The organism is Sphingobium sp. AS12 (genome assembly GCF_019097845.1).
Lineage (GTDB): Bacteria > Pseudomonadota > Alphaproteobacteria > Sphingomonadales > Sphingomonadaceae > Sphingobium.
On the sequence record NZ_JAHRGM010000017.1, the window covers coordinates 1 to 25705 of the forward strand.

Consider the following 25705-nt stretch of genomic DNA (forward strand, 5'->3'; position numbering starts at 1 on the left):
GAAACGGACGGACCCGCTCCCACTGCTCGTCGCTTAATCCGTGTCGATCCAAGATGGCGCTCCCTTCGCCAGTCTTGAATCCGATCTGCGCGGAAAAGGGAATCCCCTAATTGTCCACAGGCCTTAGCATCAGGTGAGGCTCGTGACGCATGTTGTAGCGATATTCGAACTCTCCCAGATACTTTGGAAGATGCTTCGCGCTAACGTGAATGTGGGTGCCGTTGATCCCGCGCTTTAGCTGCGCCCAATAGGCTTCAATAGACTGGACGTGTGCGCCGGTGTCGCTGACATAGCGACCTGCGTTGTGGTTCACCTTGTCGTGCGTGTAACCCATGGCAGTCAGGCGGCGATAAGAGCGCATGAAGTCGGTGTTGATCGTCGCGCCCTTCACAACATGCGTCGTGATCTGCGGCATAAGCGAAGAGATTTTCCAGTTGGCGACAACGGTTGTCGTGACCCGACCACCGCGCTCCAGCATTCCCATAACAACCTTCTTTTTGGCAAGGCTGCGGCCACGCTGGCCGGGTTCGTGTCCGCCAATCTGCGTTTCGTCTATTTCCACTACTGCGCCCGAACCGCCCAGCGGCGAGTCGCCATCGACCATGCCCATGTAGGTGCGGATCATGTGGCACATGCGCCAAGCGGTCTTGTAGGTAACGCCTAGCTGGCGCTCTACTTCCTTTGCCGCAACGCCATTCCGCGACGCACAAAACTGGAACATGACAAAGAACCAATCGCGCAGCGGTGTGCGGGTTTTGTCAAAGGGCGTTCCTGCGGTCGGATAGACCTGAGCGCCACAATACTCGCAGGCAAAGGAGCGTCGAGCCTTCACACGATAGAAGTGGGCATTACGATCGCACTTCGCGCAGTCATGCCGATCGCCAAAACGAACTCGCATAAGATGGTCGAGACAACTTTCCTCCGTTGGGAAGCGGTCTTGAAACTGGCGGAGGGTAGGGGCTTTGTTGCTCATAGATATTGTATGCCATAACCGCCTACTTGTTTCAAGGGGATAATGGCCAATGAATTTAATCGTGGCTAAGGCTCTGTCTCGAAATGCGCCTTCGGCGCATCCGCAACGGCCCTCACCCCCACCCGACCGCCCACAGAGTGTATCCTGAATGGGAGGTAGGGTGGGGGTGAGGGCCGGTGCGGCAACCGACTCAAAGGCGCGTTAACCATTTCTTTGCGCGGCAATCCTATCCTTTTGAACGCAGCAAAAGGGTGGAGCCATGCAGATCTTCAAGCGCAATCGCAGCCGTCGGCCTGACGATCAGGACATGAGCGAGATCGCACGCCCACAGCGCCGCCTGCGTGTGCTGCTGATCGATGAAAACCCCACCGCGCGCGCCGTCGTCGCCCGCCGCCTGTCGCATCTCAACTATGATGTCGCGCTGGCGGAAAACGGCTTCGTCGCGGTCAACCTGCTGGTGACGCGCCCCGCCGACATCATCCTGATCGACATGGGGCTGACGATGTTGCCCGCCGTCGCGACGATGAAGAAGATCCGCGCCGCGAACCTGGCCCTGTCCGCCTGTTTCGTCATGCTCACGGGACGGCTCGACAGCCAGTCGACGGTGGAGGCGCTGGATGCCGGGGCCGACGACCATGTCGTCAAACCCTTCGACTTCGACGTGCTGGACGCCCGTATGCGCCATCTGTGCCAGCGCGCCGAAACGCTGGGCACGCTCACCCGCCACAATGCCGAACTCGACGCCCGCATCGCGCGCCGCGCCGTGGAACTGGGCGAAACTCGCGAGACTTTGCGCGAACTCCAGGCCGACCGCGCCCGCCTCGTCTCGTCCATCCAGGCGCTGCACGATGAAGTCGAACGACTGAGCGCGCAGCAGGGATAAGTCCGGTTCCTGCGGCAGAACCCCAACCTCCGTTCGTTTCGAGCGCAGTCGAGAAACGGTAGAGCGCAGGTTTCTCGACTGCGCTCGAAACGAACGGACGTGGTCAGGCTATCGCCCCATCCAGCGTCACCCAGAGCGACAGCCCCTCACCCGGATCGGCAGGCGGCGCATCAGCGACGATCCGCGCGGCATCCGCCCGCGCCCGGTCGAGAATCACCGCTGGCACCGACGCGGAATGATAGACCCGATCCGCCTCCCCCAGCAGCCGCGCCGCGCGCAAAGTCAGATCGTCGGGATCGCCCGACAGCAGCGGAATCGCGATCAGCCGCGAGCCTTCCGCCTGTCCCCGCGCCGCCAGCCATTCCGGGACCGCGTCCACCGCATCGGCGCGCAAAGGATCGATCATCCCGCCCGGCGCCAGCCCAGCGTCGATCCCCCGTCGCCGCGCGCCCGCTTCCGCCCAGCGCGCCTTGATCGCCCCGCGCCCGGCAAACAGTGCCTGTGCCAATTCACCGAGCCGCGCGGGAAATAGCGCCTCCAGCTTTTGCCGCAACGCCTTGGCCAGCCCCGCCGACGCGCCGCCCGTCCCGATCGCGATCAGCACCGGGTCACGATCCACGATCGCGGGCAGGGTGAAATCGCACAGGTCGGGATTGTCAGTCGCGTTGACCAGCACGCCCCGCGCCCGCAACCGCTCCGCCGTCGCCGCGTCGCCGTTGGACACGATCGCGATCCGCGCCGCGTCATCCTCCTCGCCCACGATGACTGCGCCCGCCCGCTCCAGCAGGCGGCGCTTGGCGTCCGCCGCCTCGCCGTCCCCGGTCAGGATCACCGGCCTGCCCGTCAGGCGCAGAAAGACGGGCAGGCTGTGCATCAGTCGGCCAGCCAGTCGGGGATGCTATCGCCCGCGATCAGCGCCTCGATCGGCGGACGCGCGCGCACCACCGCCCATTTGTCGCCCGACACCAGCACTTCAGGGGTCAGCGGGCGGCTGTTATACGTCCCCGCCATCGTCGCGCCATAAGCGCCCGCCGTCATGAAGGCGACCAGATCGCCCGCCGCCACCACATCCATGTCGCGACCCATGGCGAAAGTATCGCCCGTCTCGCACACCGGACCCACCACATTGGCCGCCGCGCGCTGGCCCACCGGGGTCACCGCACGAATATCATGCCAGGCGTCGTAAAGGCTGGGACGCAGCAGGTCGTTCATCGCCGCATCGACGATGACGAACGGAGCCTGCGCGCCCTGCTTCACCCGCACCACGCGCGACAGCAGAGCGCCCGCATTGCCCACGATCACCCGGCCCGGCTCGAACATCAGCCGCACCGGCCAGCCCTGCGTTACCCGGCACACCATCTCGCCATAGGCGGCGGGGCTTGGCGGCACGGGCAGAGCAGGGTCGTAAGGGACGCCCAGCCCGCCGCCCAGATCGGCGGTGCGAATATCATGCCCCGCCTCGCGCAATGCTGCGACCAGCGCTCCGACCTTGGTAAAGGCCGCCTCCAGCGGCGCGAGATCGGTCAGTTGGCTGCCGATATGGACGGCAACGCCCTGCACATCCAGCCCCGGCAGGTCGCGCGCGGCGGCATAGCTTTCCAGCGCGCGGTCATAAGGAATGCCGAACTTGTTTTCCGATTTGCCGGTGGAAATCTTGGCATGGGTGCCCGCGTCCACATCCGGGTTGATGCGATAGGCCACCGGCGCGCGCTTGCCCATCGACAGCGCGACTTCGGACAGCATTTCCGCCTCTGGTTCGCTTTCCAGATTGAACTGGAAAATGCCATGGTCCAGCGCCAGCCGCATTTCCTCAGCCGTCTTACCCACGCCCGAAAAGACGATGCGGTCCGCCGGAATCCCCGCCGCGATCGCGCGCAGCAATTCCCCGCCCGACACGACATCCGCGCCCAGCCCCAGTTTCGCCAGCGTCGCCAGCACCGCCGCATTGGGGTTGGCCTTGACCGCAAAGGCGATCAGCGGATTGTCTAGGCTACCCAGCGCGTCGCGAAACACGCCGACATGGCGCGTCAGCGTCGCGGTCGAATAGACATAGACCGGCGTGCCAACCGCATCGGCAATCGCCGCCATCGGCACCTGCTCCACCTGCATGGCACCGTCCACATAGTCGAAATGGTCCAAAATCGCGTCCTTAGTCTCTTGTCAGGGCTGCTTTTCGGGCGGCAGGTCGAATTCGTCCGCTGCGCGCTGTTGCGACTGGGTCAGCAATTCCACGTTGCGCTGTGGCCGCGCCTGGGTCGATGGCGTCATCAGCTGCGCGCCCGTCGGTGCGGTCGCCGCGCCCACAGGCACCGCAGGCAATTCCTGCCCTGCCACCGGCTTCAACGGTTGCCGCCCGCCGCAGGATGCCAGCGCCAGCGCCGCGCAGACCAGCCCCGCGATCGTCCGAGTGTGTCTCATCCCAATTCCTCCCGCGCCTGCGCGATCCGCGCCCGCACCTGCATGGGCGCGGTGCCGCCATGGCTCATCCGGCTGGCGACCGATGCATCGACCGTCAGCACCGCATAGATGCGATCATCGATCCGCGCGTCAATCTCTTGCAGCGTCGCGATCGGCAACTGGTCGAGCGGCACACCCGCCGCCTCCGCCGCCGCCACCGCGCGCCCGGTGATATGATGCGCCTCGCGGAACGGAATGCCCCCTTCGCGCACCAGCCAGTCGGCAAGGTCCGTCGCGGTGGCAAAGCCGCTTTCGGCCAGCCCGCGCATCCGGTCGGTGCGGAACGTCACCGTCTCGATCATGCCGGTCATCGCCGCGATCGACAGAGCGAGCAGGTCATGCGCCTCGAACACCGGCGGCTTGTCGTCCTGCATATCCTTGGAATAGGCAAGCGGCAGCCCCTTCATCGTCACGCACAATGCGGTCATGCAGCCCATGATCCGCCCGGCATGACCGCGCACCAGCTCGGCGGCATCCGGATTGCGCTTCTGCGGCATGATCGAGCTGCCGGTCGAATAGGCGTCGGGCAATTTCACGAAACCGAAGGGCTGGCTCGCCCAGATGATGAATTCCTCGGCCAGCCGCGACAGGTGCAAGGACGCCTGGGTCGCCGCCATCAGATAATCGAGCGCGAAGTCGCGATCGGATACGCTGTCCAGGCTGTTGTCGGTCGGCTTGGCAAAACCCAAAGCCGCCGCCGTCGCGTGCCGGTCGATCGGGAAACTGGTCCCCGCCAGCGCCGCCGCGCCCAGCGGACATTCATCCGCCCGCGCCCGCGCATCGGCAAAGCGGCTGCGGTCGCGGCGCACCATCTCATAATAGGCCATCAGATGATGCCCTAGCGTTACCGGCTGCGCCGACTGCAAATGGGTAAAGCCCGGCATCACCGAATCGGCATTCTCGTCCGCCCGCGCCAGCAAAGCGCGTTGCAGGCCGATCAGACCCGCCTGCACCTCGTCAATCGCGTCGCGCACCCACAGGCGGAAATCGGTCGCCACCTGATCGTTGCGCGACCGCGCCGTGTGCAAACGCCCGGCGGTCGGCCCGATCAGCTGCGCCAGCCGCGATTCGGTGACCATGTGGATATCTTCCAGGTACAGATCGACCGGCACGCCATCGGCTTCATATTCCGCCGCGATCCGGTTCAGCCCCTCGGTAATCGCCTGCGCATCCTCGCCATCGACGATGCCCTGTTTGGCCAGCATCGCGACATGCGCCTTCGATCCTGCGATGTCCTGCTTCCACAATCGCTTGTCGAACGGGATGGAGGCATTTATCTCGCGCATGATCGAAGCGGGGCCGGCCGCAAACCGGCCACCCCACATGCTGTTGGAGCCTTCCCCCTTGGAACCTGTTTCGCGCGCGCTGATGTTACTGCTCCTGACCGCCGGATTGGCGGCCTGCGATAGGCAATCGCCGCCCGCTGGGCAAGCCAATGCAAGCATGAGCGGTGAGGTTCCTGCATCAGGCAATGCGACCAAGGGGGACGGCGAATTCAGCTACCGTCTGGACCGCAGCAAGGCTGGCACCCCCGCGCCCACCTTCGCCTTCCAGAATCCCGACGGGGGGGAGGCGACCTTGCAGGATTTTGCCGGACGCCCGCTGCTCGTCAATCTGTGGGCGACATGGTGCACCCCCTGCGTTGCGGAAATGCCTACGCTGGACCGGATCGCGGAACGCTACGGTCCCAAGGGGCTGGCGGTGCTGACCATTTCGCAGGACACGCAAGGCGCTAAGGCGGTCAAACCCTTCTTCGCCAAACACCCCCTCCCCCACCTTAAAGGCTGGGCCGACCCAGACAATCATTTCGGCTTCGACTATGCCACCGGCCTGCTGCCCACCACTGTCCTCTATGATGCGCAAGGCAAGGAAATGGTCCGGGTGATCGGCGCAATGGATTGGGAAGGGGCGGAAGCCAAGGCGCTGATCGACGCGGCCATGGCATCCTGATCCGCTACCCTTTGGCGCAACTGCAAAATCCGTTTCTTGCGCCGCGATAGATCATAAACAGCGTGTTTCCGGACCAGAAACGATCTGGAAACAATTCACAAACCTATGATTTTTGTGCAGCGCAATAGAGGATAAGCGCGGCCGCTTCGTCATTCCCCCTGTCATCGATAAAGCTAAACAGGGGGCATGAATGACACGGTTGTCGGCGCTTAAACTCTCACTGATCCTCGCATCGTCCTGGTCCGCCTGCGCCATCGCGCAAGACGCGCCGCAGGAACCCCAGGTCGACGACGGCACCGCCATCATCGTCACCGGCACCCGCGCGGTCGGGATGCAGGCGACCGAAAGCGCCGCACCGGTCACCGTGCTGAGCCAGGATGCGCTCACCCATGTCGGCCAGCCGAACCTCAACCAGGTGCTGACCCAGATCGTCCCCAGCTTCACCGCGCAGACGCAGGGCACCGACCTTTCCAGCTTCTCGCTGTCGGCGCGCCTGCGCGGCCTCAGCCCCAACCACACGCTGGTGCTGGTCAACGGCAAGCGCCGCCACGGCAACGGCATCCTTCAGGTGCTGGGTGCCTTCTCCGGCTCGGCCGCGCCCAGCATTGATCTTATTCCGCCAGATTCGGTCGAGCGCGTCGAAGTGCTGCAGGAAGGTGCTGCCGCTGTGTACGGCACCGACGCGATTGCAGGCGTCATCAACTTCATCCTGAAGGATGATCCAGAGGGCGGCTCGATCAAGCTGACCGGCGGTCAATATTATGACAGCGAAGGCGAGCTATTCTCCATCTCCGGCAATTATGGCGTCAAACTGGGTGAGGACGGCTATATCAACCTGTCCCTGTTCCACCGCCGTCAGGATTATACGACGTTGGGTGAAGGGCAGGTGCAGGTCACCAAGCTGGACGGCACGCTCCAGCCCAATGCCCCTGCCCAATGGTCCAATCTCGCGGGCGACGCGCTGGCCGGGATCAATGGCGGCCAGCCCAAGACCGAACTCAACCTGCTCTTCTACAATGCCGGTTATGATTTTGGCGGTGTCGAAGTGTACAGCTTTGGCAGCCTCGCCCGTCGCGAAGGTTGGGCCAAGCAGGGCTACCGCCATCCCAAGCGCATCTGCTACGAAACCGGCAATCTGGGCGGCGGTGTCACGCCTGCGGCCTATAACCCCAATATCTGCTACAGCGACACCGGCATCAACGGCATGGTTCCGCTCCAGCATGTGATCGAGGATGAATATAGCTTCACTGTCGGTGCGCGCGGCGAAGCGGCAGGCTGGAACTATGACCTCAGCACCACTTACGGCAATCAGAAGAACGACATCTGGACCGAAAAGTCCGCCCATCGCGAAGTGTGGCAGGAAAGCTTTGCCGCATCGCTTCTGGGCGTCGGCGTACCCAACACGCCCGACAAGGCCTATGACGGCGGCTTCCGCCTGAGCCAGACCACGGTCACCGCCGACATCCGCAAGGAATTTGACCTCGGCATGGCCGCCCCGCTGACCTTCGCTTTCGGCGGCGAATATCGCAAGGACACCTATGAAATCGTCCAGGGCGATTTCTATTCGACCTACAAGACCGGGGTTCAATCCTTCCCCGGCTACAAGGCGACCGACGCCGGGCGGTTCAAGCGCAGCTCGCGCGCCGGTTACCTGAACTTCATCGCCAATCCAGTCGAAGGCTGGACGGTCGATCTGGCCGGTCGCTACGAAGATTATACCGATTTCGGCGACACTCTGATTGGCAAGATCACGACCCGCTACGATATTTCGGATGCCTTCGCGGTTCGCGCCACAGCCAGCACCGGCTTCCGCGCACCGACACTGGCCGAACAGAAATATTCGACCATCAACGTGGGGCCAACCAGCGCCGTCGCCCAGCTTCCTGCTGGTACGCCGGCCGCTGCACTGCTCGGCTTTGACTCGCTTGGCCCGGAAAAATCCAAGAATTTCTCGGCAGGCGTCGTGCTGCGCCCCGTGCCCAAGCTGGCGATTACCGTCGATGCCTATCTTATCAAGATCAAGGACCGCATCGCCGCCACCGCATCGCGTAACGCCGTCCAGGGCGGCGTGATCCAGCCTGGCGCAGCGGCGATCTTCAGCGCACTGGCTGCCGCCGGTATCGTTCTCGACACCGCGCTGCAAACGGTCGGCGTGCAAAGCTTCACCAACGGCATCGACACGGAGACCAAGGGCATCGACTTCTCCGCCAGCTATCCGGTGGCGCTCGACTTCGGCACGCTCAATCTGTCGCTGAACGGCAACTATAACAAAACCAAGATCACCAAGAACAAGGTCGGCTACCCGCTGTTCAACGCCGCGTCGGAAAGCAATATCGAGGATACGACGCCGAAATATAAGGTCGGCTTCGGCGCGCTGCTCAAGGCTGACAAGCTGACCGTCAACCTGCGCGAAACGCTTTACGCCAAGCAAAGCGTTCTGGTCCGTCCGGGCGTCGGCAGCGGCGTGATCCCCGATGGCGGCTTCCTGATCGCCGACGGCGCGCTGGTGAACGGCGTCAACGCCAACCAGCTTTACTTCAACGGCGTGGTAAAACGGGCGATCATCACCGATCTGGAAGTCGGCTATGATTTCACCGACAATGTCACCTTCTCGATCGGTGCGAACAATCTGTTCGACAAGATCCCCGAAGTTCCCAAGCTGGTGACTGGCACCGGCGTGGTCGTGAACCCCGGCGTGTCGCCCTATATCAACGGTTCCGGCTCCTATAACAGCCCATATGGCCATGGCGCCTATGGCACATCGGGGGGCTATTATTACGCCCGGATCGACTTTAAATTCTGATCAACACTTAGACTATGTCACGAAGGAAGGGCCGGTTCGGAAACGCACCGGCCCTTTTTCGTCCGACAGGAGCCGTTCATGCAGCCATTCGCTCTCCTCGCCGCGCTCGCCATGACCATCGCAGCGCCCGCCATGGCGCAGCAGGCGATGCCCGCCACCCTGCCTTTCTCCCCCGCCGTCCGCGTCGGCGACACCCTCTATATGTCCGGCCAGATCGGTCAGGTGCCGCCCGGCATGGACCCGCACAAAGAGGGTTTCGACGCCGCCGTGCGACAGGCAATGGATTCAATCAGCAAGATATTGACCGACAATGGCCTCGACTTCGGCCATGTCGTCAAATGTACGGTGATGCTGGACGACATGGCCGACTGGCCCCGCTTCAACGGGGCCTATCTGCCTTATTTCAAGGGCAAACGCCTGCCCGCGCGCAGCGCCTTTGGCGCGGACGGGCTGGCGCTGGGCGCACCGCTGGAAGTGGAATGTATCGCTGCGTACCCGTAACCACCTCCGTTCGTTTCGAGCGTAGTCGAGAAACGCGACCACTGCGCCATCGTTTCTCGACTACGCTCGAAACGAACGGGTATTTGGTTCAGATCGCCACCGCTTCGCGCACCAGCAGCACCGGCACGCCATCACGCACCGGATAGGCCAGCCCCGCTGCGTCGGACAGCAGCGCGCTGCGCTCACCATCCCAGCGCAGCGGCGTACGCGTCACCGGGCAAACCAGCTTGGCCAGCAACCACGGATCGACCGGCGCAATCTCGCCCGCCGCATCGCTCATTGCATAGTCGCGCCGCCATCGCGCTCGATCCGGCCGAAAATCTGCATCAGCTGGATGATCAGCTCCGACCGCTCGCCCAGCGTATCGGCCTCCAGCAGCGTCTGCTTGGCCGCCGCATCGAAGGGCGCGATCTGGGCGATGCCGTTGACCAGCGCCATATCATCGAGCCGCGACACCGCCGTCCAGTCCACGACATAGCCCAGCGCATCGGCAAAGCGCCGCGATTCCATCTCCAGCGCCGCGCGCTCGGCCGCGTGCAGCACTTCATCCTCCTGCGGCGCCTGCATCACGTCCGCCTCGATCTGGCGGAACTGGGTCGTCACAGGCAATTCGCGCACCACTTTGAACCGCGCCAGCCCGGTCAGGATGATGTTGAACCGCCCGTCGTCCAGCGCCTCGATATGGCTGACATGGCCCAGGCACCCCATGTCGAACAAGGGCGGCACCGGCCCTTCGCCACGCGGCTGGATCATCCCGATCCGCCGGTCGCGCGCCATCGCGTCATGGATCAGCGCGCGGTAACGCGGCTCGAAAATATGAAGCGGCAAATCCATGCCCGGCAACAGCAAAGCGCCGGAGAGCGGGAATATCGAGACGCGGGCGAGTGGCACCGGCCCGGCCGTCAGGCGAACAAGATCTGCGACAGCTTGCGACGCTGCGCCGATACCCAGGGATCTTCCAGCCCGACCGCCTCGAACAGGGTCAGCAATTGCGTGCGCGCCGCACTGTCATTCCACGCCCGGTCGCGGCGGACGATCTCCAGCAGCGCCTCTGCCGCGCCCTCGCGATCGCCATTGGCCATCAGCCCGCCCGCCAGTTCGAACCGTGCCTCATGATCGTCGGGATCCGCCGCAACCTTCGCCTCAAGACCCGAAAGGTCCGCCACCGGCTTGGCGTCCCGCACCAGCGCAATCGCCGCGCGCGCGCGATCCACCGCCTGATCCTTCGCCGCATCGGGCGACAGTGCGTCCAGCACGGCCTCAGCCTCGTCCAATTGCCCCAGCGCCACCAGCGCCCGCGCCTGACCCGACGCCACATCGGCATGGTCAGGCACCATTTCGGCAATCTGGGTGAAAATCGACAGAGCGCGCTCGGCATCGCCCGCCGCCAGCATTTCCTCACCCATCGCGATCAGCGGCGCGATTTCCTGCTCCTGCGCCTTTTCGTCCGATTCGATCGGCAACTGGCCGAGCAACTGGTCGAAATATTGCTTGAGCTGCCCCTCGGTCCGCGCCTGGGAGAGGTCGGCGACCGGCTGGCCCTGAAACACGGCATAGACGGTCGGGATCGACTGGACCCGGAACTGGCTGGCGATGAAGCCATTCTTATCGACGTTGACCTTGACCAACTTCACGCCCTTGGCCGCATAGTCGGCGCAGACCTTCTCGATGATCGGCGTCAGTTGCTTGCACGGACCGCACCATTCGGCCCAGAAATCCACGATCACCAACTGCGTGCGCGAAGGCTCCACCACATCGCGGCGAAACGCCTCCACGGCCAGCTTGTCGGCCTCGCTCATTCCCAGGGTCGCCACGCTTTCATCTCCTGCCACTGCGGTATGTCGCCGCCTCCATAGCCCGCAATATGGGGAGCGTCACCCTCTCCGCGCAAGGTCAGGAAAAGCAGGATATTAGAAGGTATAGCCGATCCCGATCGCGCCTAGAAACTGGTCCTTCGACCCGGCAATCGACACCACCGGCGAATCGGCGTAACGGCCCAGCATCCGCGAATAGCCAAGCGCGCCGACGATCACCCAGCCCTTGCGAATGTCACCCGACAGCGAATAGCCGCCCGTCAGATTGGCGTTCACCCGCCGGAACCCGGCACCGCTGCCGCCGCGCGTATAGACGGGCAGTCCGCTCGCCAGCGAACCGGCAGCATCGATATCGGAATAATAGCGGCCGAATTTCTTGCCGACATAGTCCGCTGACACGCCGATGCCCGCAAAGCTGCGGATCGACAGCGGCGTGAAATATTCGATTGCGGGGGTGACTATATAGCTTTCATGCGCGCCCGCGACATCCTTGGTTACGGCAACCCGCGCGCTCAGATTGTCATAGGCGCTGGTAATGATCCCGGTCTTGCCGATGCCGACATAGCCGCCAACCTCGATCGCCGTGTCCCGTTTGCCCAGTGCCTCGACCGCATTGTCCTTGATCTGCTTGCGACTGGTCCGGTCCAGCCGCACGCCCACGGCCGGGCCAGCCTGAAAGTCGATGCCGCTATCGTCCCGGTTGGGAACGGCATCGAAAAACAGCATGGGGCCGCGCGTGAAGAAGGCGTGGTCCTTCACCTTGCCCCGCAATTGCGGACCCACAATCATCCGGGAATCGTCGGACCCTTCATAGGTCGGGACCGAAGCAACGCCAACGCCGACGGTCAGGCTGCTGCGATCCTGTGCCTCCTGCGCCAGCGCAGGCGCGGCCACCATGAAGGGAAGGGTGAGGAGGAGTATGCGGGAAAGCTGGTTCATAAGGCCCCTGTTCAGCCAATGTCGGTCGGCCCAAGAATGTTTCACGACGGTTACAGGTTCCCCCGAACGATCCTACAGGAAATATTTGAGGCGGATGTCCTGCTCCACCGGCGCGCCTGCGACCGCAAAACTGGCCGACCGGAAGCTCGGCGCGCCAAAGCGCAGCACCGGATTGCGCGAAAAGCCGACCCCTTCGCGCGGGATGCCCGCGAACGTATCCAACTTGCCATTGCCATTTTCGTCATGGACGATCGCGATGGCATAATTGCCCGGCGTCACAGCACCGATCGTCACCGCCCCGCCCTTCGCCGGCACAGCGAAATGCCGCTTGTCGGGATCATGGCTGCAATCGGGGAAATAGCGCGGCACCCGCGTCACGCACACCAATATCTGCCCCTTGGTCGACCGTAGCCCCTCCAGCGCCATGCTGAGCAGTTGCGGCTGGCCGATCGGGGCCGCACCCAGCAGCACCGGGACCAGCGCGCACAATCTCCACAATCGACCCCTCACGCGCGCGCCTTCGCGGTAAAATCGCCAAGTCCCCGGTCGGTGCCGCACAATCGGTCCCAGACCCGGAAATAAAGGCCGTAATTGCAGCTATACAGGTCGTGATGCCGCTGATGGTGGGTCGCGGTGATCAGCCAGCCGCCCAGCGGCCCCCGGACCATCCAGCGCGGAAACATCTCCCACCCCATATGATTGCTGACCCCCATGATCGTCATGATCGTCAGCACCACGGCCAGAGCGCCGACATGGATGGGTATGATGAACACCAGTGCCGGGATCACCACCGCCCCGGTCAGCGCTTCCCAGGGATGAAAGCTCATCGCTGCCCAGGCGGTCGGCGGGCGGCTGGCATGATGGACCGCATGGGCAATGCGAAAGGGCTTGGGCCGGTGCATCCAGCGATGCGTCCAGTAAAACCATGTGTCGTGCGCGGCGAGATAGAGCAGCACCGACACCGGCAGATACCAGAGCGGCAGCGCCGCGACATCGGTATAGATGCGCGTCCATCCCCGCGCCTGCCATCCCCATGCGACGATCCCGGCGGGGATGCCGTAAATCAGCGCGGACAGCAAAGACCAGCCAACCTCGCGCCGCATCTGCCGCTCCAGCCCGCGATAGAGGCCCGGCTGCCGCACGCGCGTCGCCAGCGCAAAGCCGCCGCTCGCCAGCAGATAACGCACACCGACAATGGCGCTCATCGCCAAAGCGGACCAAAGAATAGCTGCGACCATGGACAGGCCCATAGCCCAATCCACCACCGTCATCCCAGCGAAAGCTGGGATCCCCCTTCTTTTTTCTACCTCCAGAACAAAGAGGGATTCCAGCATTCGCTGGAATGACGATGATGACGGCCGACCCTAAGTCCGTGGCCGCGCCTGCCGATAGCTGCCCAGCATCCGCACCCATTTGGTGTGGAACTCCAGTTCCGCCAGCGCCCGGTCAACCGCCGGATCGCCCGGCATCCCCTCAATATCGCAGAAAAATTCGGTGGCCGCGAAGCTCGCCCCGCGCTGATAGCTTTCCAGCTTGGTCATGTTGACGCCGTTGGTCGCAAAGCCGCCCATCGCCTTGTAGAGCGCGGCGGGGACATTCTTCACCTCGAACAGGAACGTCGTCATCACCGGCCCGACATTGGGGACCGGCATTTTGGGATCGCGCGCCAGCACCAGGAAGCGCGTCATATTATCGTCGCTATCCTCGATATTCTCGGCGATCAGGCGCAGGCCATAGAGTTCCGCCGCCAGATAGGGCGCAATCGCCCCTTCGCCGGGCAGGCGGGTTTCCGCGACCAGCGCCGCTGCGCCCGCCGTATCGGCATAGGCAACCGGCTGGATGCCCCGTTCGCGCAGATAATGGCGACACTGGCCCAGCGCCTGGGGATGGCTGATCGCGCTTTTGACCGGGCTGTTGTCGGGCGCCATCAAACAATGGCGAATCCGCAGGAAATATTCGTCGACGATGGACAGGCCCGATTCGGGCAGCAGGAAATGCATGTCCGCGACCCGCCCGTGCAGGCTGTTTTCGATCGGGATGATCGCGCGGGCCGCCTGTCCATTACGCACCGCATCGATCGCATCCTCGAACGCGAAACAGGGCAAAGGCACGCAATCGGGTGCATAACCCAGCGCCGCCAGATGCGAATTGGCCCCCGGCGCGCCCTGATAGGCGACGGCGCGGGCCGGGTCTCTAGCGGCTTTTTCAGCCAGTTGCGCGACAATCGCGCGCGCGGGAGCGGGATAGTTTTCCATGGATGGGTGCGCGCTTAAGGGCTGGGCGGCCCCCACGCAAGCATCGGCAGGACGGCAAGCTGGCCGGCTCGCGCATTTGTGGCGTCAAGCCGGGTTGCACGTTCGCGTGTCCGCCATTATGGCAACGGCCAAGAGGGGGCGCCAAGACAGCCGCCCGAACAGAAATGCAAGGGAAATCGAGCGAAATGGGCGATCGTTTCAATACCGTAGCGGGCTGGGCGCTGTTCGCGGGCATTATCGCGCTCGGCGGCGCGATCGTCAGTTCCAAATTCTTCCATGACGAACGGCCCGAAACCATGGGCTATGCGATCGAAGGCGTGGAAGCCGAGGGCGAAGGCGCTGCTGCCGGTCCCGGTCTCAACACCCTGCTGGCCAGCGCGGACGTCGCAGCCGGTGAGAAGGTGTTTGCCAAATGCGCCGCCTGCCACACCGTCACGTCGGGCGGTGCCAATGGCATTGGTCCCAACCTGTATGGCGCAGTGGGCAAGGCCCATGGCCATGTCGCAGGCTTTGCGTATTCCGAAGCGCTCAAGTCCGTGCCGGGCAACTGGACGTTCGAGGCACTGGACAAGTGGCTGAAAAGCCCGCGTGAATATGCGCCCGGCACCAAGATGACTTTTGCTGGCCTTGGCAACCCGGTCGATCGCGCCAACCTGATCGCCTGGCTGAATACGCAGGGGTCCAACCTGCCGCTGCCCGCCGCCGACGCAGCCCCGGCTGCTGAAGGCGCGAATGCAGCCGAAGCGGGCAATGCTGCCAATGTAGCGGAAGCCCCGGCAGCGAACGCCGCCAACGCCGCCGAGTAAAGCGCGATCGGTACGCCGGTCGAGATCAGCGAATTGACGGGCGCGGCACGGGTTGCCGCGCTCGATTCGTTGGCGGACCTGCGCATCGCGGTATTTCGGGCCTTTCCCTATCTGTATGACGGGGACCATGCCTATGAACGCGCCTATCTGACCGCCTATGCCAACAGCCCCGGCGCGCTGGTTGTGGGCGCGTTCGCTGGCGACAGACTGGTCGGTGCCGCCACCGCTGCACCCATGGCCGATCACGCCGCCGCCCTTGCCGCCCCCTTTCAGGCGCGCGGCATGGACATAAGCGACGTCTATTATTTCGGCGAATCCGTCCTGCTGCCCAACTGGCGCGGTCATGGCATTGGCAACGCCTTTTTCGACCGGCGCGAAGCCAAAGCGCGAGAGCTGGGCTTTTCGATCGCTGCCTTCTGCGCCGTCATCCGCCCGCCCGATCACCCCGCCCGCCCCGCCGGTTACAGCCCGCTAGACCCCTTCTGGCACAAACGCGGCTTTGCCCCGGTCGATGGGCTGATCGGCCAGTTCGGCTGGAAGGATATGGGCGAAGATGCCGACAGCGACCACCCGATGCAGTTCTGGGTGAAAAGGCTGGAGGGCTAAGGCCAACATGCGATGATCCTGACCCAAAAGGCCCTTCCCCTTGAGGGGGAGAAGAATTGCCATATGACCTTTCGTTATCCCTTCAACGTCATCCTGAACTTGTTTCAGGATCCATCGCGCCCCAAAAGCCGCCGCCCGTGACGAGAAATGGATGCTGAAACGAGTTCAGCATGACGAAGTAAAATGAGGCGCGATCCATATGCTATAGCCGTGCCCTTAATGGGGAGGTTGAGTGGGGGTGTGCTACCGCCGCGGGGACGCTCAGCTTCGCCTCGCTCCCCCTCCCCGCCGGGGAGAGGGGGATGATTCACAATCATCGCATATTGGTATGACCCGCGCCCCTAGCGCTCCGCGACCAGCACCTTGTCGATCTTGCGCCCGTCCATATCGACAATCTCGAAGCGGAAGCCCTGATCGTCCACATAATCGCCGACTTCGGGCAGTCGCTTGAGCAGCCACAGCGCATGGCCCGCCACCGTCGCATAATCGCGGTCCTCCGACAGGTCGATGCCGATCCGCTCGGCCAGCTGGTCGATCGGCATCTGCCCCGACACCAGCAGGCTGCCATCCTCGCGCTCGACCATGTCGGGCTCATCATAGGCGTCGCGGTCGGACGCGAAATGGCCCGCAATGGCGGACAACAGGTCGGCCGGGGTCACGATCCCCTCGAAATGGCCATATTCGTCATGGACCATCACCATCGGCACGTCGGACCGGCGCAGCACTTCCAGCGCGTCCATCGCATCGACCTGGTCAGGCACTACCTCCGCCTTGCGCATCAGCGCACCGACATTCAGCGTCTCGCCCCGGAACAGCGCGCTCATGATATCGCGCGCCTGGACGATGCCGATAATATCCTCCACCGACCCGCGCCCCACCGGCAGGCGGGTATGGGGCGTTTCCAGCAGCCGCGCGCGGACTGTCGCATCGTCCGCGCCAATGTCGATCCAGTCGACATCCATCCGCTGCGTCATCACCTCGCGCACCGGCCGGTCGGCCAGCCGCACCACGCCCGAAATGATCGCCCGTTCGCTTTCTTCGATCACGCCCGATTTGCTGGCTTCGGCAACGATCAGGTGCAGCTCCTCCGCCGTCACATGATGTTCCGATTCGCGGTTCATCCGCAGCAGCTTGAAGATCAGCGCGCTCGACCCGTCCAGCACCCACACGATCGGCGCGGTCGCCTTGGACAGCCACAGCATCGGCCCGGCCATGATCACCGCGATCGGTTCGGGCGCGCGCAGGGCAAACTGCTTGGGCACAAGCTCGCCGATGATCAGCGACGCATAGGTGGTAAAGCCGATGACCAGCGCAAAGCCCAGATTTTCCGACGCATTGACCGACAGGCCCAACCCCAGGCTCTCGCCCAGCGCATGAAGCCGCTCACCCACCGGCCCGCCCAGGCTCGCGCCCGAATAGGCACCGGCGATGATGCCGATCAGGGTGATGCCGATCTGCACGGTCGACAGAAATTTGCCCGGATCGCTCGCCACCTTGAGCGCGGTCGTCGCCCCCTTGCGCCCAGCCTTCTCCAGCCCCTGCAAGCGCGGCTTGCGCGCCGACACGATGGCAAGTTCCGACATCGCAAAGACGCCGTTCAGCGCCACCAGCGCAAGGATGATGAAAAGATCGGCCCAGGGAAAGGGCGTCGGATTGGGAAGGGGGATCGTGGCCATGGCGGTCAGCAACCTCCTATAGCCGCTATTCTTTCAATTTCACAACATCCCCATCATCACCGGTTCAGTTCGCTTGTGGAACAAACGCATAGCTCGATGATTTTGGGGCTATTCGGCTCGCTCGAACACTAAAAAGACAAGGGAACAGGATCATGAACATTTCTCAGCGCGTCATCGGCGCCGCAGGTCTGGCCGCCATGCTGGCCACCACCGCCTGCACCACCGATCCGACCACGGGTCAGCGCTCTATTTCCAAAGCCGCAATCGGCGGCATCGGCGGCGCGTTGGGCGGTTACCTGCTCGGCGATCTGGTCGGCGGGCGCAACGACCGGACCGAAAAGATCCTTGGCGCAGGCATTGGCGCGGTCGCCGGCGCGGGCATCGGCGCCTATATGGACGCCCAGGAACGCAAGCTGCGCGAGGAAACCGCCGGCACGGGCGTGGACGTGATTCGCGACGGCGACAATCTGCTGCTGCGGATGCCTTCGGGTATCACCTTTGGCTATGATCGCGCGGATGTGCAGCCCCAGTTCCAGCCGACCCTGAACGATGTCGCCAGTGTGCTGGCCCAATATCCCAAAACCTATATCGACGTGCTGGGCCACACCGACAGCGACGGTGCCGACGCCTATAACCAGACCCTGTCGGAACGGCGCGCGCGCTCCGTCGCCGATTATCTGATCGGTCGCGGCGTCCAGTCCGCCCGCATCGGCACCCGCGGCTATGGCGAAACCCAGCCGATCGCATCCAACGCCACCGAAGAAGGCAAGGCCGCCAACCGCCGCGTCGAAATCAAGATCGCACCCGTCACCGAAGCCGACCTGCGCGGCTGATCCCCCGTCAGGCGCGGGCGGCAAGCGCCCGCGCCATCAGGTCCAGAGCCGCCCGCTCCGCCACCGGATCGGGCGGCAAGCGACCGTCGAGCGCCAGTGTCGCCAGGCCATGGACCAGTCCCCAGCAGGCCAGCGCCCCGGCTTGCGCGTCCGAAGGCGCGAGTTCGGCAACCCGCGCAGCCATCAGCGCATAGGCGCCCCGGCACTGGTCATGTGGCAGGGTCATGCCGGCCCCGTCGGCGAACATCAGCCGGAACAGCGCAGGATGCCGCCGTGCAAAGCCTATATAGGCCAGCCCCTGCTGCGTTAGTGCATCGCCCGGATCGCCCGCCCCGTCCGCCGCCAGCGCATCCGTTTCCAGCATGGTGAAGCCGCGCAGCGCAACCGCCGCCATCAGCGCGGCTTTGTCCGCGAAATGGCGATAGGGGGCCATCGCCGATACCGCAGCCGCCCGCGCGACGGCGCGCAGGCTCACATCGGCTTCTCCCCCCTCCAGCAGCGTCAGGGCGCAATCGACCAGCCGGTCATGCAGCGAAGGTGGAGGGGCACTGATCATGATGTTTACACTGTAATCAAACTGGGGTATGTTTACATCATAAACAACACGGAGCGAGTCGATGCAATCCCGTATGACCGTTGACCTTGCCGCCTATCCCGACCTGATCGTCGTCATGCTCGGCTTTCGCGTCACGAGTTGGCGCGGCGTTGCATCGCTGTTGGGCATCGGCCGGGGGCTGCACGCGATCGAGCAGGCGCCGCCCGACGGGCTGCTTGCGCATGAGCAGTTTTTCTTTTCCCTCAATCAGGTGGGCATCCGCCAATATTGGCGCGATATCGACAGCCTGGAGCATTTCACCCGATCGCCGCCACATGCGGGCTGGTGGCGCGATTTCGCCAAATTGAGTCGTGGTGCAGGTTTCTGGCACGAAACCTATGCTCGCACCGGCGCGATGGAAGCGCTCTACGCCAACATGGCCGTACCGATGGGATTCGCCAAATTCGCACCTGCGCTCGACCCCGTCGGCTCCCTCCTGAGCGCCCGCCAACGCATGGCGCACAGTCAGGCGGGCTAAAAGCTCGCCTTCAACCCGTCGATCACGAACTGCGCCGCCAGCGCAGCGAGCAACACACCCAGCAGCCGGGTGATCACCGCCTCGATCTTGTGGCCCAGCAGCGCCATCAGCGGCCCGGCGGCGATCAGCGATCCCAGCATCAGCAGCAGCGTCACGACGACCGCGCCCAGCACCACCATCCGCTCGCCCATGCCGTCCGCCCGCGACATCAGCAGCATGACGGTCGCGATCGATCCCGGCCCGGCGATCATCGGCATCGCCATCGGGAATACCGACACATCCTCGACATGCGGCTCTTCGGCGCTGATCTTCTGCGCCCGGTCCTCGCGCCGCTGGGTGCGCTTTTCGAACACCATGTCCATCGCGATCATGAACAGCATGATGCCGCCCGCAATGCGGAAACTGTCGAGCGCAATCCCCAGCACGCCCAGCAACTGCTTGCCCCACAAGGCGAACACCAGCAGGATCGCGGCGGCAATCCCCACCGCGCGGATCGCCATCGCCTTGCGCTGCGCCGCGCTCGCCCCGCCGGTCAGACTGGCATAGATGGGGGCGCAGCCGGGCGGGTCGATCACCACGAACAGGGTGACGAAGGCGGAAATGAAGAGTTCGATCATGATGCCGCCCCTACCCTGTCGTCGATCACGCTGTCATAGCCCGTGCCGTTCCACATCTGCACCGTCACCCGGCGGCTGCCATCGGTCGCGACCTGCGCCGACCAGAGCAGACTGTCGTCAGGCGGCGGCGGTGCGTCCTTGCCCGCAGGCGGCGGGCCATCGGGGCGCGCAGGCCGCTTGCAGGTCGCGACCTTGCCGCTCAGAAATTCCGGCACGTCACGCGCCTTGGCCAGCGTATCGCCATGGTCGGCGATCCACTTCCAGACGCCCTGCTTGTCGCGCCGCCAGATCGTCGTGAAATAACCCACCGCGCCATCCGGCCGGGTCCAGTTGCCGGTGCTGGCGGCCAGATTGCCGTCGCACGAGACATAGACGATCGACGGCGACCATTTGACCGGCGCTGGGGGATCGGCGCGCCCTTTCAGCCAATCCTTGGCCAGCACCCGCTGCGGCACAAACATCACCGCATCGTCAGCGGCGGTGGCACGAAAGGCAGTCCATTGCCCCTTGTCCTGCGCCAACCGGCTGAACGCGATTTCAGCGGCGATGACGGAGCTGGGATCAGGCTGGAAACGCAGCGGCGGCTTCGCGGCGACCAAAGCCGCCGCAGCCACAGCCAGCAAAGCCAGCCGCATCCTCACAGCCCGTCAGGCTTGGCCAGCCCCGCACGGGCATGAGCCGCGACCAGCGTGTTGCGCAACAGCACCGCGATCGTCATCGGCCCGACCCCGCCCGGCACCGGGGTGATCGCGCGGACATGGGCCAGCGCCTCGGCGGTAGCGACGTCACCCACGATCCGGCCCTTGCCATCCTCGGTATCGGCCACCCGGTTGATGCCGACGTCGATCACCGTCGCGCCCGGCTTGATCCATTCGCCCTTGACCATCTCGGCGCGCCCGACGGCGGCAACGACGATGTCGGCGCGATGGACGATGCTGGCAATGTCGCGGGTGCGGCTATGTGCGATCGTCACGGTGCAGCTTTCCGCCAGCAGCAGCTGCGCCATCGGCTTGCCGACGATGTTGGACCGGCCCACCACCACGGCTTCCAGACCAGTAAGGTCGCCCAGCTCGTCCTTCAGCAACATGATGCAGCCCAGCGGCGTGCACGGGACCAGCGCCTCCTGCCCCGTTGCCAGCTTGCCGGCATTGACGACATGGAAGCCATCGACATCCTTGGCCGGGTCGATCGCGGCCAGAACCGCGCTTTCATCGATATGGGCGGGCAGCGGCAGCTGGACCAATATGCCATCGACCCGGTCGTCATGGTTCAGCTCCTCGATCAGGTCGAGCAGATCGTCCGCGCCGATGCTGGCCGGGCGCTTGAACTCATAGCTTTCCATGCCGGTCGCTACCGTCATCTTGCCCTTGTTGCGGACATAGACCGCGCTCGCCGGATCTTCACCCACCAGCACCACCGCCAGCCCCGGCTTTCGTCCCGCCTGCGCTGCGAAAGCGGCGACGCCCTCGGCCACTTTGTCGCGCAGTCCTGCTGCAAAAGCCTTGCCGTCGATGATCTTGCCGATGGTCATGTCACGTCAACCTGTTGTTCGATGATGCTTATCAGGCGCGGCTGTGCGCCGCCCCGGATGCGCAGCCGCTTTAGCCGGTTGCTGTCCCCTGATTCCAGCGAAATCGCCCCCTTGGGCAATCCAAGATATTTGCCGAGCAGGGCGACCAGCGCATCATTGGCCCGGCCCTTTTCCGGCACCGCCCGCACCCGCGCGGACAGCCATTGCGCGCCCTTCTCATCGGTCCAGACGCCGCCGACCATCTCCTTGGCCGCACCCGGCGTCAGCCGGACAGCCAGGATCAGGTCGTCACCCGCCTGAACCCAGACCGTCACACCAGCCCGAATAACGGGGGCAATACCGCCTGCCGGATGATGAGGATCGCCAGCAGCACGACCATCGGCGTCAGGTCCAGTGCGCCCAGATCGGGCATGATCTTGCGGATGGGATTATAGATAGGCGCTGTCATCCGGTCGAGCGCGGTCATGACGGTACGGACGAAATCGCTGCCCATATTGACGATGTTGAAGGCGATCAGCCAGCTCATCACCGCCTGGATGATGATGATCCACCACAGCACGTCGAGCAGGATGACGATGATCTGATAAAGCGCGTAGGCCATGAGGTCTCCGAAAAACGTTGCCTCTCTCTACCCCGTCCGATGGCCGGGGGACAAGCATCGCCGCAAGCTTTCGGAAAGCTTTTTCCTGCATGGTGTGCGGATGAGAGGCAGCTACACAATCGAGGCCGAACCGGCCCATGACCTGATCCGCATGACCCTGACGGGCTTTTTCGACATCGAAACGATCCAGGCGTTCGGCGCGGCGCGTTATCCGGTAATCGCCCGGCTTGGCTGCGCGCGCAACCAGCATGTCACGCTATGCGACATTTCCGGTTGCAGCCTGCAATCGCAGGAAGCCGTCGCCGCCTTCCAGCAGGTGCTGGGCGAAGGCGACATCAGAAGCCGCAAGCTCGCCATGGTCACGGGCAGTTCGCTGGCCTGGATGCAGGCGCGACGCATCCTCAATCGCGACGAACTGGCCTGCTTCGATACGGAGCCCGAAGCCATGCAATGGCTGCTCGCTCCCGTGATTCCCGATCAGCCCGTCGGCATCGTCCCCGGCCGGAAATAGGGGAACAAATGCGCGACATAGTCCGCCTTGCCTAATTCCACCCCATTTCCCCGCAGGATCGCATAGGCGGTCATCAGGTGGAAATAAAATTGGGACAGGCTCCAGTCCCGCGCATATTGCTCCGCGGTCAGGTCCAAAATCATCTCGTTGGGCAGGGCATGGGCGATCATCGTGCCAGCAGCAACATCCAGCGCATCGGGACCGAGCGCCTCCAGCAACGCCACGGTTTGCGCGATCCGGCCCTTGGCGTCCGCGATCGAACCGGGATGCTCCGCCCCATTGCGCCCTTCGTCGAGCAGCTCGCCAAGCGCGGCCGGAAAATCCTCCCCCTTTAGCCGATAGATCGCTTCCTGCGCCTGCACGCAGGCAAAGCGGATCTGCGTCGACAAAGGATACATGTCGGGTGCCAACCGAGCGGACAGCAGCACATCGGCATCATCACCGCCAGCAACCTGCGCTTTCTCCAGCCAGGCGGACAGACAATTGAGCATCTGCACGAAAGTCGGGACGAGAAGTTGGTTCAGCGACATGGATCGGCTCTCCAAAAGGGGGATAGTTGAAAAATGCATCATCATTCCGTCAGCGTCAGAGGCGGACAAAACGACCGCTCAGCGCTGCTTCTTGGTCATGGTCGCGGTAAAATCGGGCGCCTTGTTCGCGACCCAGTCGACAAATTTGCGCACAGCCGGGTCTGCCAGCAACCCGTCCACATCCATGCCGTGGCGCTGCAATTGCGAATTGGTGAAATTCTTGATCAACATCTGCTGGCAGATCGGATGCATCGGCACGACATCGCGCCCGCCCCGGCTCTTTGGCACGGGATGATGCCAGATGATCGTCTCGCCCGTGGGTCGGCCGCACAGCCAGCAAGGCGGAACCACCGCCGGAGCCTCATCGTCGTCCAGATGCACGTCATCATGGCGACCATGTTTGGAATGTTTGCGGGCCATATATGCTCTATTTGCGGATCAACGTGCCCGCACCGCGCTTGGTGAAGATTTCCAGCAGCATCGCGTGCGGCACCCGCCCGTCGAGGATGACCGCGGCGTCCACACCGCCCTCGACCGCCTTGACGCAGGTTTCCAGCTTCGGGATCATGCCGCCGCTGATCGTGCCATCCTGTTGCAGCACCTCGATGGCTGCCGGATCAAGATCGGTCAGCAGATTCTTGTCCTTGTCCAGTACGCCCGCGACATCGGTCAGCAGGAAAAAGCGCGACGCCCCCAGTTCCGCGGCGATCGCGCCCGCCATCGTGTCGGCATTGACGTTGTAGGTGTGGCCGTCCGCACCGATTCCCACCGGCGCGACCACGGGGATGATGCCATCCTGCGTCAGCGTGTCGAGGATGCGCCGGTCGACCTTCACCGGATCGCCGACAAAGCCCAGGTCGACATTGCGCTCGATCCCCGAATTGGGGTCCGCCTCGCGCTTGCCCAGCACCTTTTCGCAGATGACCAGCCCGCCATCCTTGCCCGAAATGCCGACCGCCCGGCCACCAGCCCCGGCGATCCAGCCGACGATTTCCTTGTTGATCGATCCCGCCAGCACCATTTCGGCAATCTTGGCGGTTTCCGCGTCAGTCACGCGCAGCCCACCGATAAATTCCGACTCGACGCCCAGCTTTTTCAGCATCGCGCCGATCTGCGGCCCGCCGCCATGGACGACGACGACATTGATGCCGACCGCCTTCATCAGCACGACATCCTCGGCAAAATCGCGCGCCGCTTCCGGGTCACCCATCGCATGGCCGCCATATTTCACCACGAACGTTTTGCCCGCATAACGCTGCATATAGGGCAGCGCCTCGACGAGGGTTTCAGCCTTGGCAAGCAGCGCCGGGACGGGATCATGCGAACTGGTCATGCGCGGGCGCATAGGGCGAAAGGACGGGTTCGGCAAGTTTTCAGGGCTGGATACACTCTGGGAAGCCAGCGCGACCGGCGCGACCCACCGGCCACCCACCGCCGGACCGCACCACCCGCCCAGCAACAGAAGTTCGATTAGTTTGCTAACTAATCATTTGAATCAAAATCGCCACATATGTCTGACTCGCTGTCGGACTAGCCGATCCGTCCGTTCAGGACTGCCTGTCCAGCCGCCGCCCCAGTCCTACCAGCAGATAGATGACCGGCGGCACCAGCAGGGCGGACAGCACGACCTTCGCCAGCATCTGCCCCAGCAGCAACTCACCGATCGGAAAGACCCCGTAAAAGGCGATCGTGACGAACAGCAATGTGTCGGCGATCTGCGACAAGATGCTGGCCACCGCCGCACGCAGCCACAGCAGGCGGCTACCCTCCCGCCCTTTGAGCAGCGCGAACAGGGTGACATTCAATGTCTGCGATACGCCATAGGCGATGATCCCGCCCGCCCAGATGCGCGGCGTGCCACCCATCATCATGGCAAAGGCCTGCGCCCGCGCCGGGTCCATGTCCCCCGCAGCAGGCGCGGCCAGGACCAGCACCGACAGCAGGATCGAGGCGATCAGCGGCAGGAAGCCGATCTGCACCAGCCGGTTGGCGACCGCGCGGCCATGAAGTTCGGCCACCGCGCTGGAAATCGTCACCAGCAGCAGGAAGGCGAAAATCCCCGCCTCCACCGCCAGCGGGCCAAGGCCGAGTGCAGGCCCGATGGCCGACACCGGCCCCAGCGTCACCTGCTTGTTGCCCAGCACGCCTGCGATGCAGACCATGCCGCCATAAAAGATCGAAAAGCCAAAAAGCGAACGGCTGAGCGGCGCGGGAGAAGATGTCATCGCCGGGGCTTAGCCACAATTACGCGGCAGGGGAAGGTGGGCGGTGCGGGATGGACGGCCTCGCCATCACATAACCTAAACTCCGTTCGCCCTGAGCCTGTCGAAGGGCTGTTCTTCTTGA

Annotated in this window: 33 protein-coding genes; 10 read left to right on the plus strand and 23 right to left on the minus strand. The window is 63.8% G+C overall.

The annotated features are described in order from the left end of the window. Window positions 1-106: 106 nt before the first annotated feature. Window positions 107-973, minus strand: coding sequence for an IS1595 family transposase (locus tag KRZ98_RS06505; protein WP_217672855.1), 867 nt, complete (start codon window positions 971-973; stop codon window positions 107-109). Between the two features lie 259 nt (window positions 974-1232). Here KRZ98_RS06505 and KRZ98_RS06510 point away from each other — a divergent pair, with 259 nt between their 5' ends. After that, the gene (locus KRZ98_RS06510) at window positions 1233-1856 is read left to right on the plus strand and encodes a response regulator transcription factor (RefSeq protein ID WP_217672856.1); all 624 of its coding nucleotides are present in this window, start codon (window positions 1233-1235) and stop codon (window positions 1854-1856) included. A 103-nt stretch (window positions 1857-1959) separates the two neighbouring features. Here the strand turns inward: KRZ98_RS06510 and KRZ98_RS06515 are convergent, their stop codons facing one another. From KRZ98_RS06515 to argH, 4 genes are read right to left on the minus strand one after another with little or no spacing between them, the layout of a single operon-like run. Further along, window positions 1960-2730, minus strand: a complete 771-nt coding sequence (locus KRZ98_RS06515; RefSeq protein ID WP_217672857.1) for a bifunctional precorrin-2 dehydrogenase/sirohydrochlorin ferrochelatase — start codon at window positions 2728-2730, stop codon at window positions 1960-1962. Beyond that, window positions 2730-3995, minus strand: a complete 1266-nt coding sequence (lysA, locus tag KRZ98_RS06520; protein WP_217672858.1) for a diaminopimelate decarboxylase — start codon at window positions 3993-3995, stop codon at window positions 2730-2732. Before lysA ends, KRZ98_RS06515 begins: the two co-directional genes overlap by 1 nt. Window positions 3996-4016: 21 nt before the next feature. Further along, the gene (locus KRZ98_RS06525; protein ID WP_217672859.1) at window positions 4017-4274 is read right to left on the minus strand and encodes a hypothetical protein; all 258 of its coding nucleotides are present in this window, start codon (window positions 4272-4274) and stop codon (window positions 4017-4019) included. After that, entirely contained in the window at window positions 4271-5638 is a 1368-nt protein-coding gene (gene argH, locus KRZ98_RS06530) for an argininosuccinate lyase (RefSeq protein WP_217672860.1), read from the minus strand. The genes KRZ98_RS06525 and argH overlap by 4 nt, the downstream gene beginning before the upstream one ends. A gap of 43 nt (window positions 5639-5681) precedes the next feature. On the opposite strand from argH, the gene KRZ98_RS06535 reads away from it, so the two are divergent. The 3 genes from KRZ98_RS06535 to KRZ98_RS06545 all read left to right on the plus strand — a co-directional run bounded on the left by KRZ98_RS06535 (window position 5682) and on the right by KRZ98_RS06545 (window position 9567). After that, window positions 5682-6263 carry a TlpA disulfide reductase family protein gene (locus KRZ98_RS06535; RefSeq protein ID WP_217672861.1) on the plus strand — a complete coding sequence of 194 codons (582 nt, stop codon included), beginning with the start codon at window positions 5682-5684 and terminating at the stop codon, window positions 6261-6263. A gap of 190 nt (window positions 6264-6453) precedes the next feature. Continuing rightward, window positions 6454-9066, plus strand: a complete 2613-nt coding sequence (locus KRZ98_RS06540) for a TonB-dependent siderophore receptor (protein ID WP_217672862.1) — start codon at window positions 6454-6456, stop codon at window positions 9064-9066. A 78-nt stretch (window positions 9067-9144) separates the two neighbouring features. Next, a complete protein-coding gene (locus KRZ98_RS06545) occupies window positions 9145-9567 on the plus strand; it encodes a RidA family protein (protein WP_217672863.1) in 423 nt (140 codons plus the stop codon). Between the two features lie 88 nt (window positions 9568-9655). Here the strand turns inward: KRZ98_RS06545 and KRZ98_RS06550 are convergent, their stop codons facing one another. The 7 genes from KRZ98_RS06550 to KRZ98_RS06580 form a co-directional block, all read right to left on the minus strand. Further along, window positions 9656-9847, minus strand: coding sequence for a Trm112 family protein (locus KRZ98_RS06550; RefSeq protein WP_217672864.1), 192 nt, complete (start codon window positions 9845-9847; stop codon window positions 9656-9658). Continuing rightward, window positions 9844-10458: an LON peptidase substrate-binding domain-containing protein gene (locus KRZ98_RS06555; protein WP_217672865.1), complete on the minus strand. Its 615-nt coding sequence runs from the start codon at window positions 10456-10458 to the stop codon at window positions 9844-9846. Before KRZ98_RS06555 ends, KRZ98_RS06550 begins: the two co-directional genes overlap by 4 nt. An 11-nt stretch (window positions 10459-10469) precedes the next feature. Beyond that, window positions 10470-11381, minus strand: a complete 912-nt coding sequence (locus KRZ98_RS06560; RefSeq protein ID WP_217672866.1) for a tetratricopeptide repeat protein — start codon at window positions 11379-11381, stop codon at window positions 10470-10472. 96 nt (window positions 11382-11477) lie between these two features. Then, a complete protein-coding gene (locus KRZ98_RS06565) occupies window positions 11478-12320 on the minus strand; it encodes a MipA/OmpV family protein (RefSeq protein WP_217672867.1) in 843 nt (280 codons plus the stop codon). Between the two features lie 72 nt (window positions 12321-12392). Next, on the minus strand, window positions 12393-12830 hold the full coding sequence (locus KRZ98_RS06570; RefSeq protein ID WP_217672868.1) for a DUF2141 domain-containing protein: 438 nt from the start codon (window positions 12828-12830) through the stop codon (window positions 12393-12395). After that, complete coding sequence (locus KRZ98_RS06575) at window positions 12827-13558, minus strand: sterol desaturase family protein (RefSeq protein ID WP_217672931.1); 732 nt, start codon at window positions 13556-13558, stop codon at window positions 12827-12829. Before KRZ98_RS06575 ends, KRZ98_RS06570 begins: the two co-directional genes overlap by 4 nt. Before the next feature lie 126 nt (window positions 13559-13684). After that, entirely contained in the window at window positions 13685-14575 is an 891-nt protein-coding gene (locus KRZ98_RS06580) for a prephenate dehydratase (protein ID WP_217672869.1), read from the minus strand. 185 nt (window positions 14576-14760) lie between these two features. Here KRZ98_RS06580 and KRZ98_RS06585 point away from each other — a divergent pair, with 185 nt between their 5' ends. Genes KRZ98_RS06585 through KRZ98_RS24370 form a run of 3 tightly spaced genes read left to right on the plus strand, consistent with a single transcriptional unit; the run spans window position 14761 to window position 16128 of the window. Continuing rightward, a complete protein-coding gene (locus KRZ98_RS06585) occupies window positions 14761-15381 on the plus strand; it encodes a cytochrome c family protein (protein ID WP_217672870.1) in 621 nt (206 codons plus the stop codon). A 33-nt stretch (window positions 15382-15414) separates the two neighbouring features. After that, window positions 15415-15987 carry a GNAT family N-acetyltransferase gene (locus KRZ98_RS06590; protein WP_217672871.1) on the plus strand — a complete coding sequence of 191 codons (573 nt, stop codon included), beginning with the start codon at window positions 15415-15417 and terminating at the stop codon, window positions 15985-15987. 12 nt (window positions 15988-15999) lie between these two features. Then, complete coding sequence (locus KRZ98_RS24370) at window positions 16000-16128, plus strand: hypothetical protein (RefSeq protein ID WP_302849078.1); 129 nt, start codon at window positions 16000-16002, stop codon at window positions 16126-16128. 200 nt (window positions 16129-16328) lie between these two features. Here the strand turns inward: KRZ98_RS24370 and KRZ98_RS06595 are convergent, their stop codons facing one another. Next, window positions 16329-17663 (minus strand): hemolysin family protein, encoded by a 1335-nt coding sequence (locus tag KRZ98_RS06595; RefSeq protein ID WP_217672872.1) that lies wholly within the window; start codon window positions 17661-17663, stop codon window positions 16329-16331. A gap of 152 nt (window positions 17664-17815) precedes the next feature. On the opposite strand from KRZ98_RS06595, the gene KRZ98_RS06600 reads away from it, so the two are divergent. Continuing rightward, window positions 17816-18496: an OmpA family protein gene (locus tag KRZ98_RS06600; RefSeq protein ID WP_217672873.1), complete on the plus strand. Its 681-nt coding sequence runs from the start codon at window positions 17816-17818 to the stop codon at window positions 18494-18496. Between the two features lie 7 nt (window positions 18497-18503). Here KRZ98_RS06600 and KRZ98_RS06605 read toward each other — a convergent pair whose 3' ends face one another. Then, window positions 18504-19052 carry a TetR/AcrR family transcriptional regulator gene (locus KRZ98_RS06605; protein WP_217672874.1) on the minus strand — a complete coding sequence of 183 codons (549 nt, stop codon included), beginning with the start codon at window positions 19050-19052 and terminating at the stop codon, window positions 18504-18506. A gap of 61 nt (window positions 19053-19113) precedes the next feature. Here KRZ98_RS06605 and KRZ98_RS06610 point away from each other — a divergent pair, with 61 nt between their 5' ends. After that, window positions 19114-19569 carry a phenylacetaldoxime dehydratase family protein gene (locus KRZ98_RS06610; protein WP_217672875.1) on the plus strand — a complete coding sequence of 152 codons (456 nt, stop codon included), beginning with the start codon at window positions 19114-19116 and terminating at the stop codon, window positions 19567-19569. On the opposite strand, the gene KRZ98_RS06615 is transcribed toward KRZ98_RS06610, so the two are convergent. From KRZ98_RS06615 to KRZ98_RS06635, 5 genes are read right to left on the minus strand one after another with little or no spacing between them, the layout of a single operon-like run. Beyond that, a complete protein-coding gene (locus KRZ98_RS06615; protein WP_217672876.1) occupies window positions 19566-20186 on the minus strand; it encodes a MarC family protein in 621 nt (206 codons plus the stop codon). The two genes, KRZ98_RS06610 and KRZ98_RS06615, sit on opposite strands and share 4 nt — an antisense overlap. Next, the gene (locus KRZ98_RS06620) at window positions 20183-20827 is read right to left on the minus strand and encodes a hypothetical protein (RefSeq protein ID WP_217672877.1); all 645 of its coding nucleotides are present in this window, start codon (window positions 20825-20827) and stop codon (window positions 20183-20185) included. Before KRZ98_RS06620 ends, KRZ98_RS06615 begins: the two co-directional genes overlap by 4 nt. After that, window positions 20824-21717, minus strand: a complete 894-nt coding sequence (folD, locus tag KRZ98_RS06625) for a bifunctional methylenetetrahydrofolate dehydrogenase/methenyltetrahydrofolate cyclohydrolase FolD (RefSeq protein WP_217672878.1) — start codon at window positions 21715-21717, stop codon at window positions 20824-20826. Before folD ends, KRZ98_RS06620 begins: the two co-directional genes overlap by 4 nt. Beyond that, the gene (locus KRZ98_RS06630; RefSeq protein ID WP_217672879.1) at window positions 21714-22031 is read right to left on the minus strand and encodes a DUF167 family protein; all 318 of its coding nucleotides are present in this window, start codon (window positions 22029-22031) and stop codon (window positions 21714-21716) included. The genes folD and KRZ98_RS06630 overlap by 4 nt, the downstream gene beginning before the upstream one ends. After that, entirely contained in the window at window positions 22028-22318 is a 291-nt protein-coding gene (locus tag KRZ98_RS06635) for a YggT family protein (RefSeq protein WP_119746334.1), read from the minus strand. The genes KRZ98_RS06630 and KRZ98_RS06635 overlap by 4 nt, the downstream gene beginning before the upstream one ends. Here KRZ98_RS06635 and KRZ98_RS06640 point away from each other — a divergent pair. Then, complete coding sequence (locus KRZ98_RS06640) at window positions 22317-22829, plus strand: hypothetical protein (RefSeq protein WP_217672880.1); 513 nt, start codon at window positions 22317-22319, stop codon at window positions 22827-22829. The genes KRZ98_RS06635 and KRZ98_RS06640 overlap by 2 nt on opposite strands. Here the strand turns inward: KRZ98_RS06640 and KRZ98_RS06645 are convergent. The 4 genes from KRZ98_RS06645 to KRZ98_RS06660 form a co-directional block, all read right to left on the minus strand. Continuing rightward, window positions 22796-23359, minus strand: a complete 564-nt coding sequence (locus KRZ98_RS06645; RefSeq protein ID WP_217672881.1) for a DUF1993 family protein — start codon at window positions 23357-23359, stop codon at window positions 22796-22798. The two genes, KRZ98_RS06640 and KRZ98_RS06645, sit on opposite strands and share 34 nt — an antisense overlap. A 78-nt stretch (window positions 23360-23437) precedes the next feature. Continuing rightward, on the minus strand, window positions 23438-23779 hold the full coding sequence (locus KRZ98_RS06650; protein WP_217672882.1) for a hypothetical protein: 342 nt from the start codon (window positions 23777-23779) through the stop codon (window positions 23438-23440). A gap of 7 nt (window positions 23780-23786) precedes the next feature. After that, window positions 23787-24704, minus strand: a complete 918-nt coding sequence (gene argB, locus KRZ98_RS06655; RefSeq protein WP_217672883.1) for an acetylglutamate kinase — start codon at window positions 24702-24704, stop codon at window positions 23787-23789. 202 nt (window positions 24705-24906) lie between these two features. Continuing rightward, the gene (locus tag KRZ98_RS06660; protein ID WP_217672884.1) at window positions 24907-25584 is read right to left on the minus strand and encodes a queuosine precursor transporter; all 678 of its coding nucleotides are present in this window, start codon (window positions 25582-25584) and stop codon (window positions 24907-24909) included. Window positions 25585-25705: the final 121 nt, after the last annotated feature.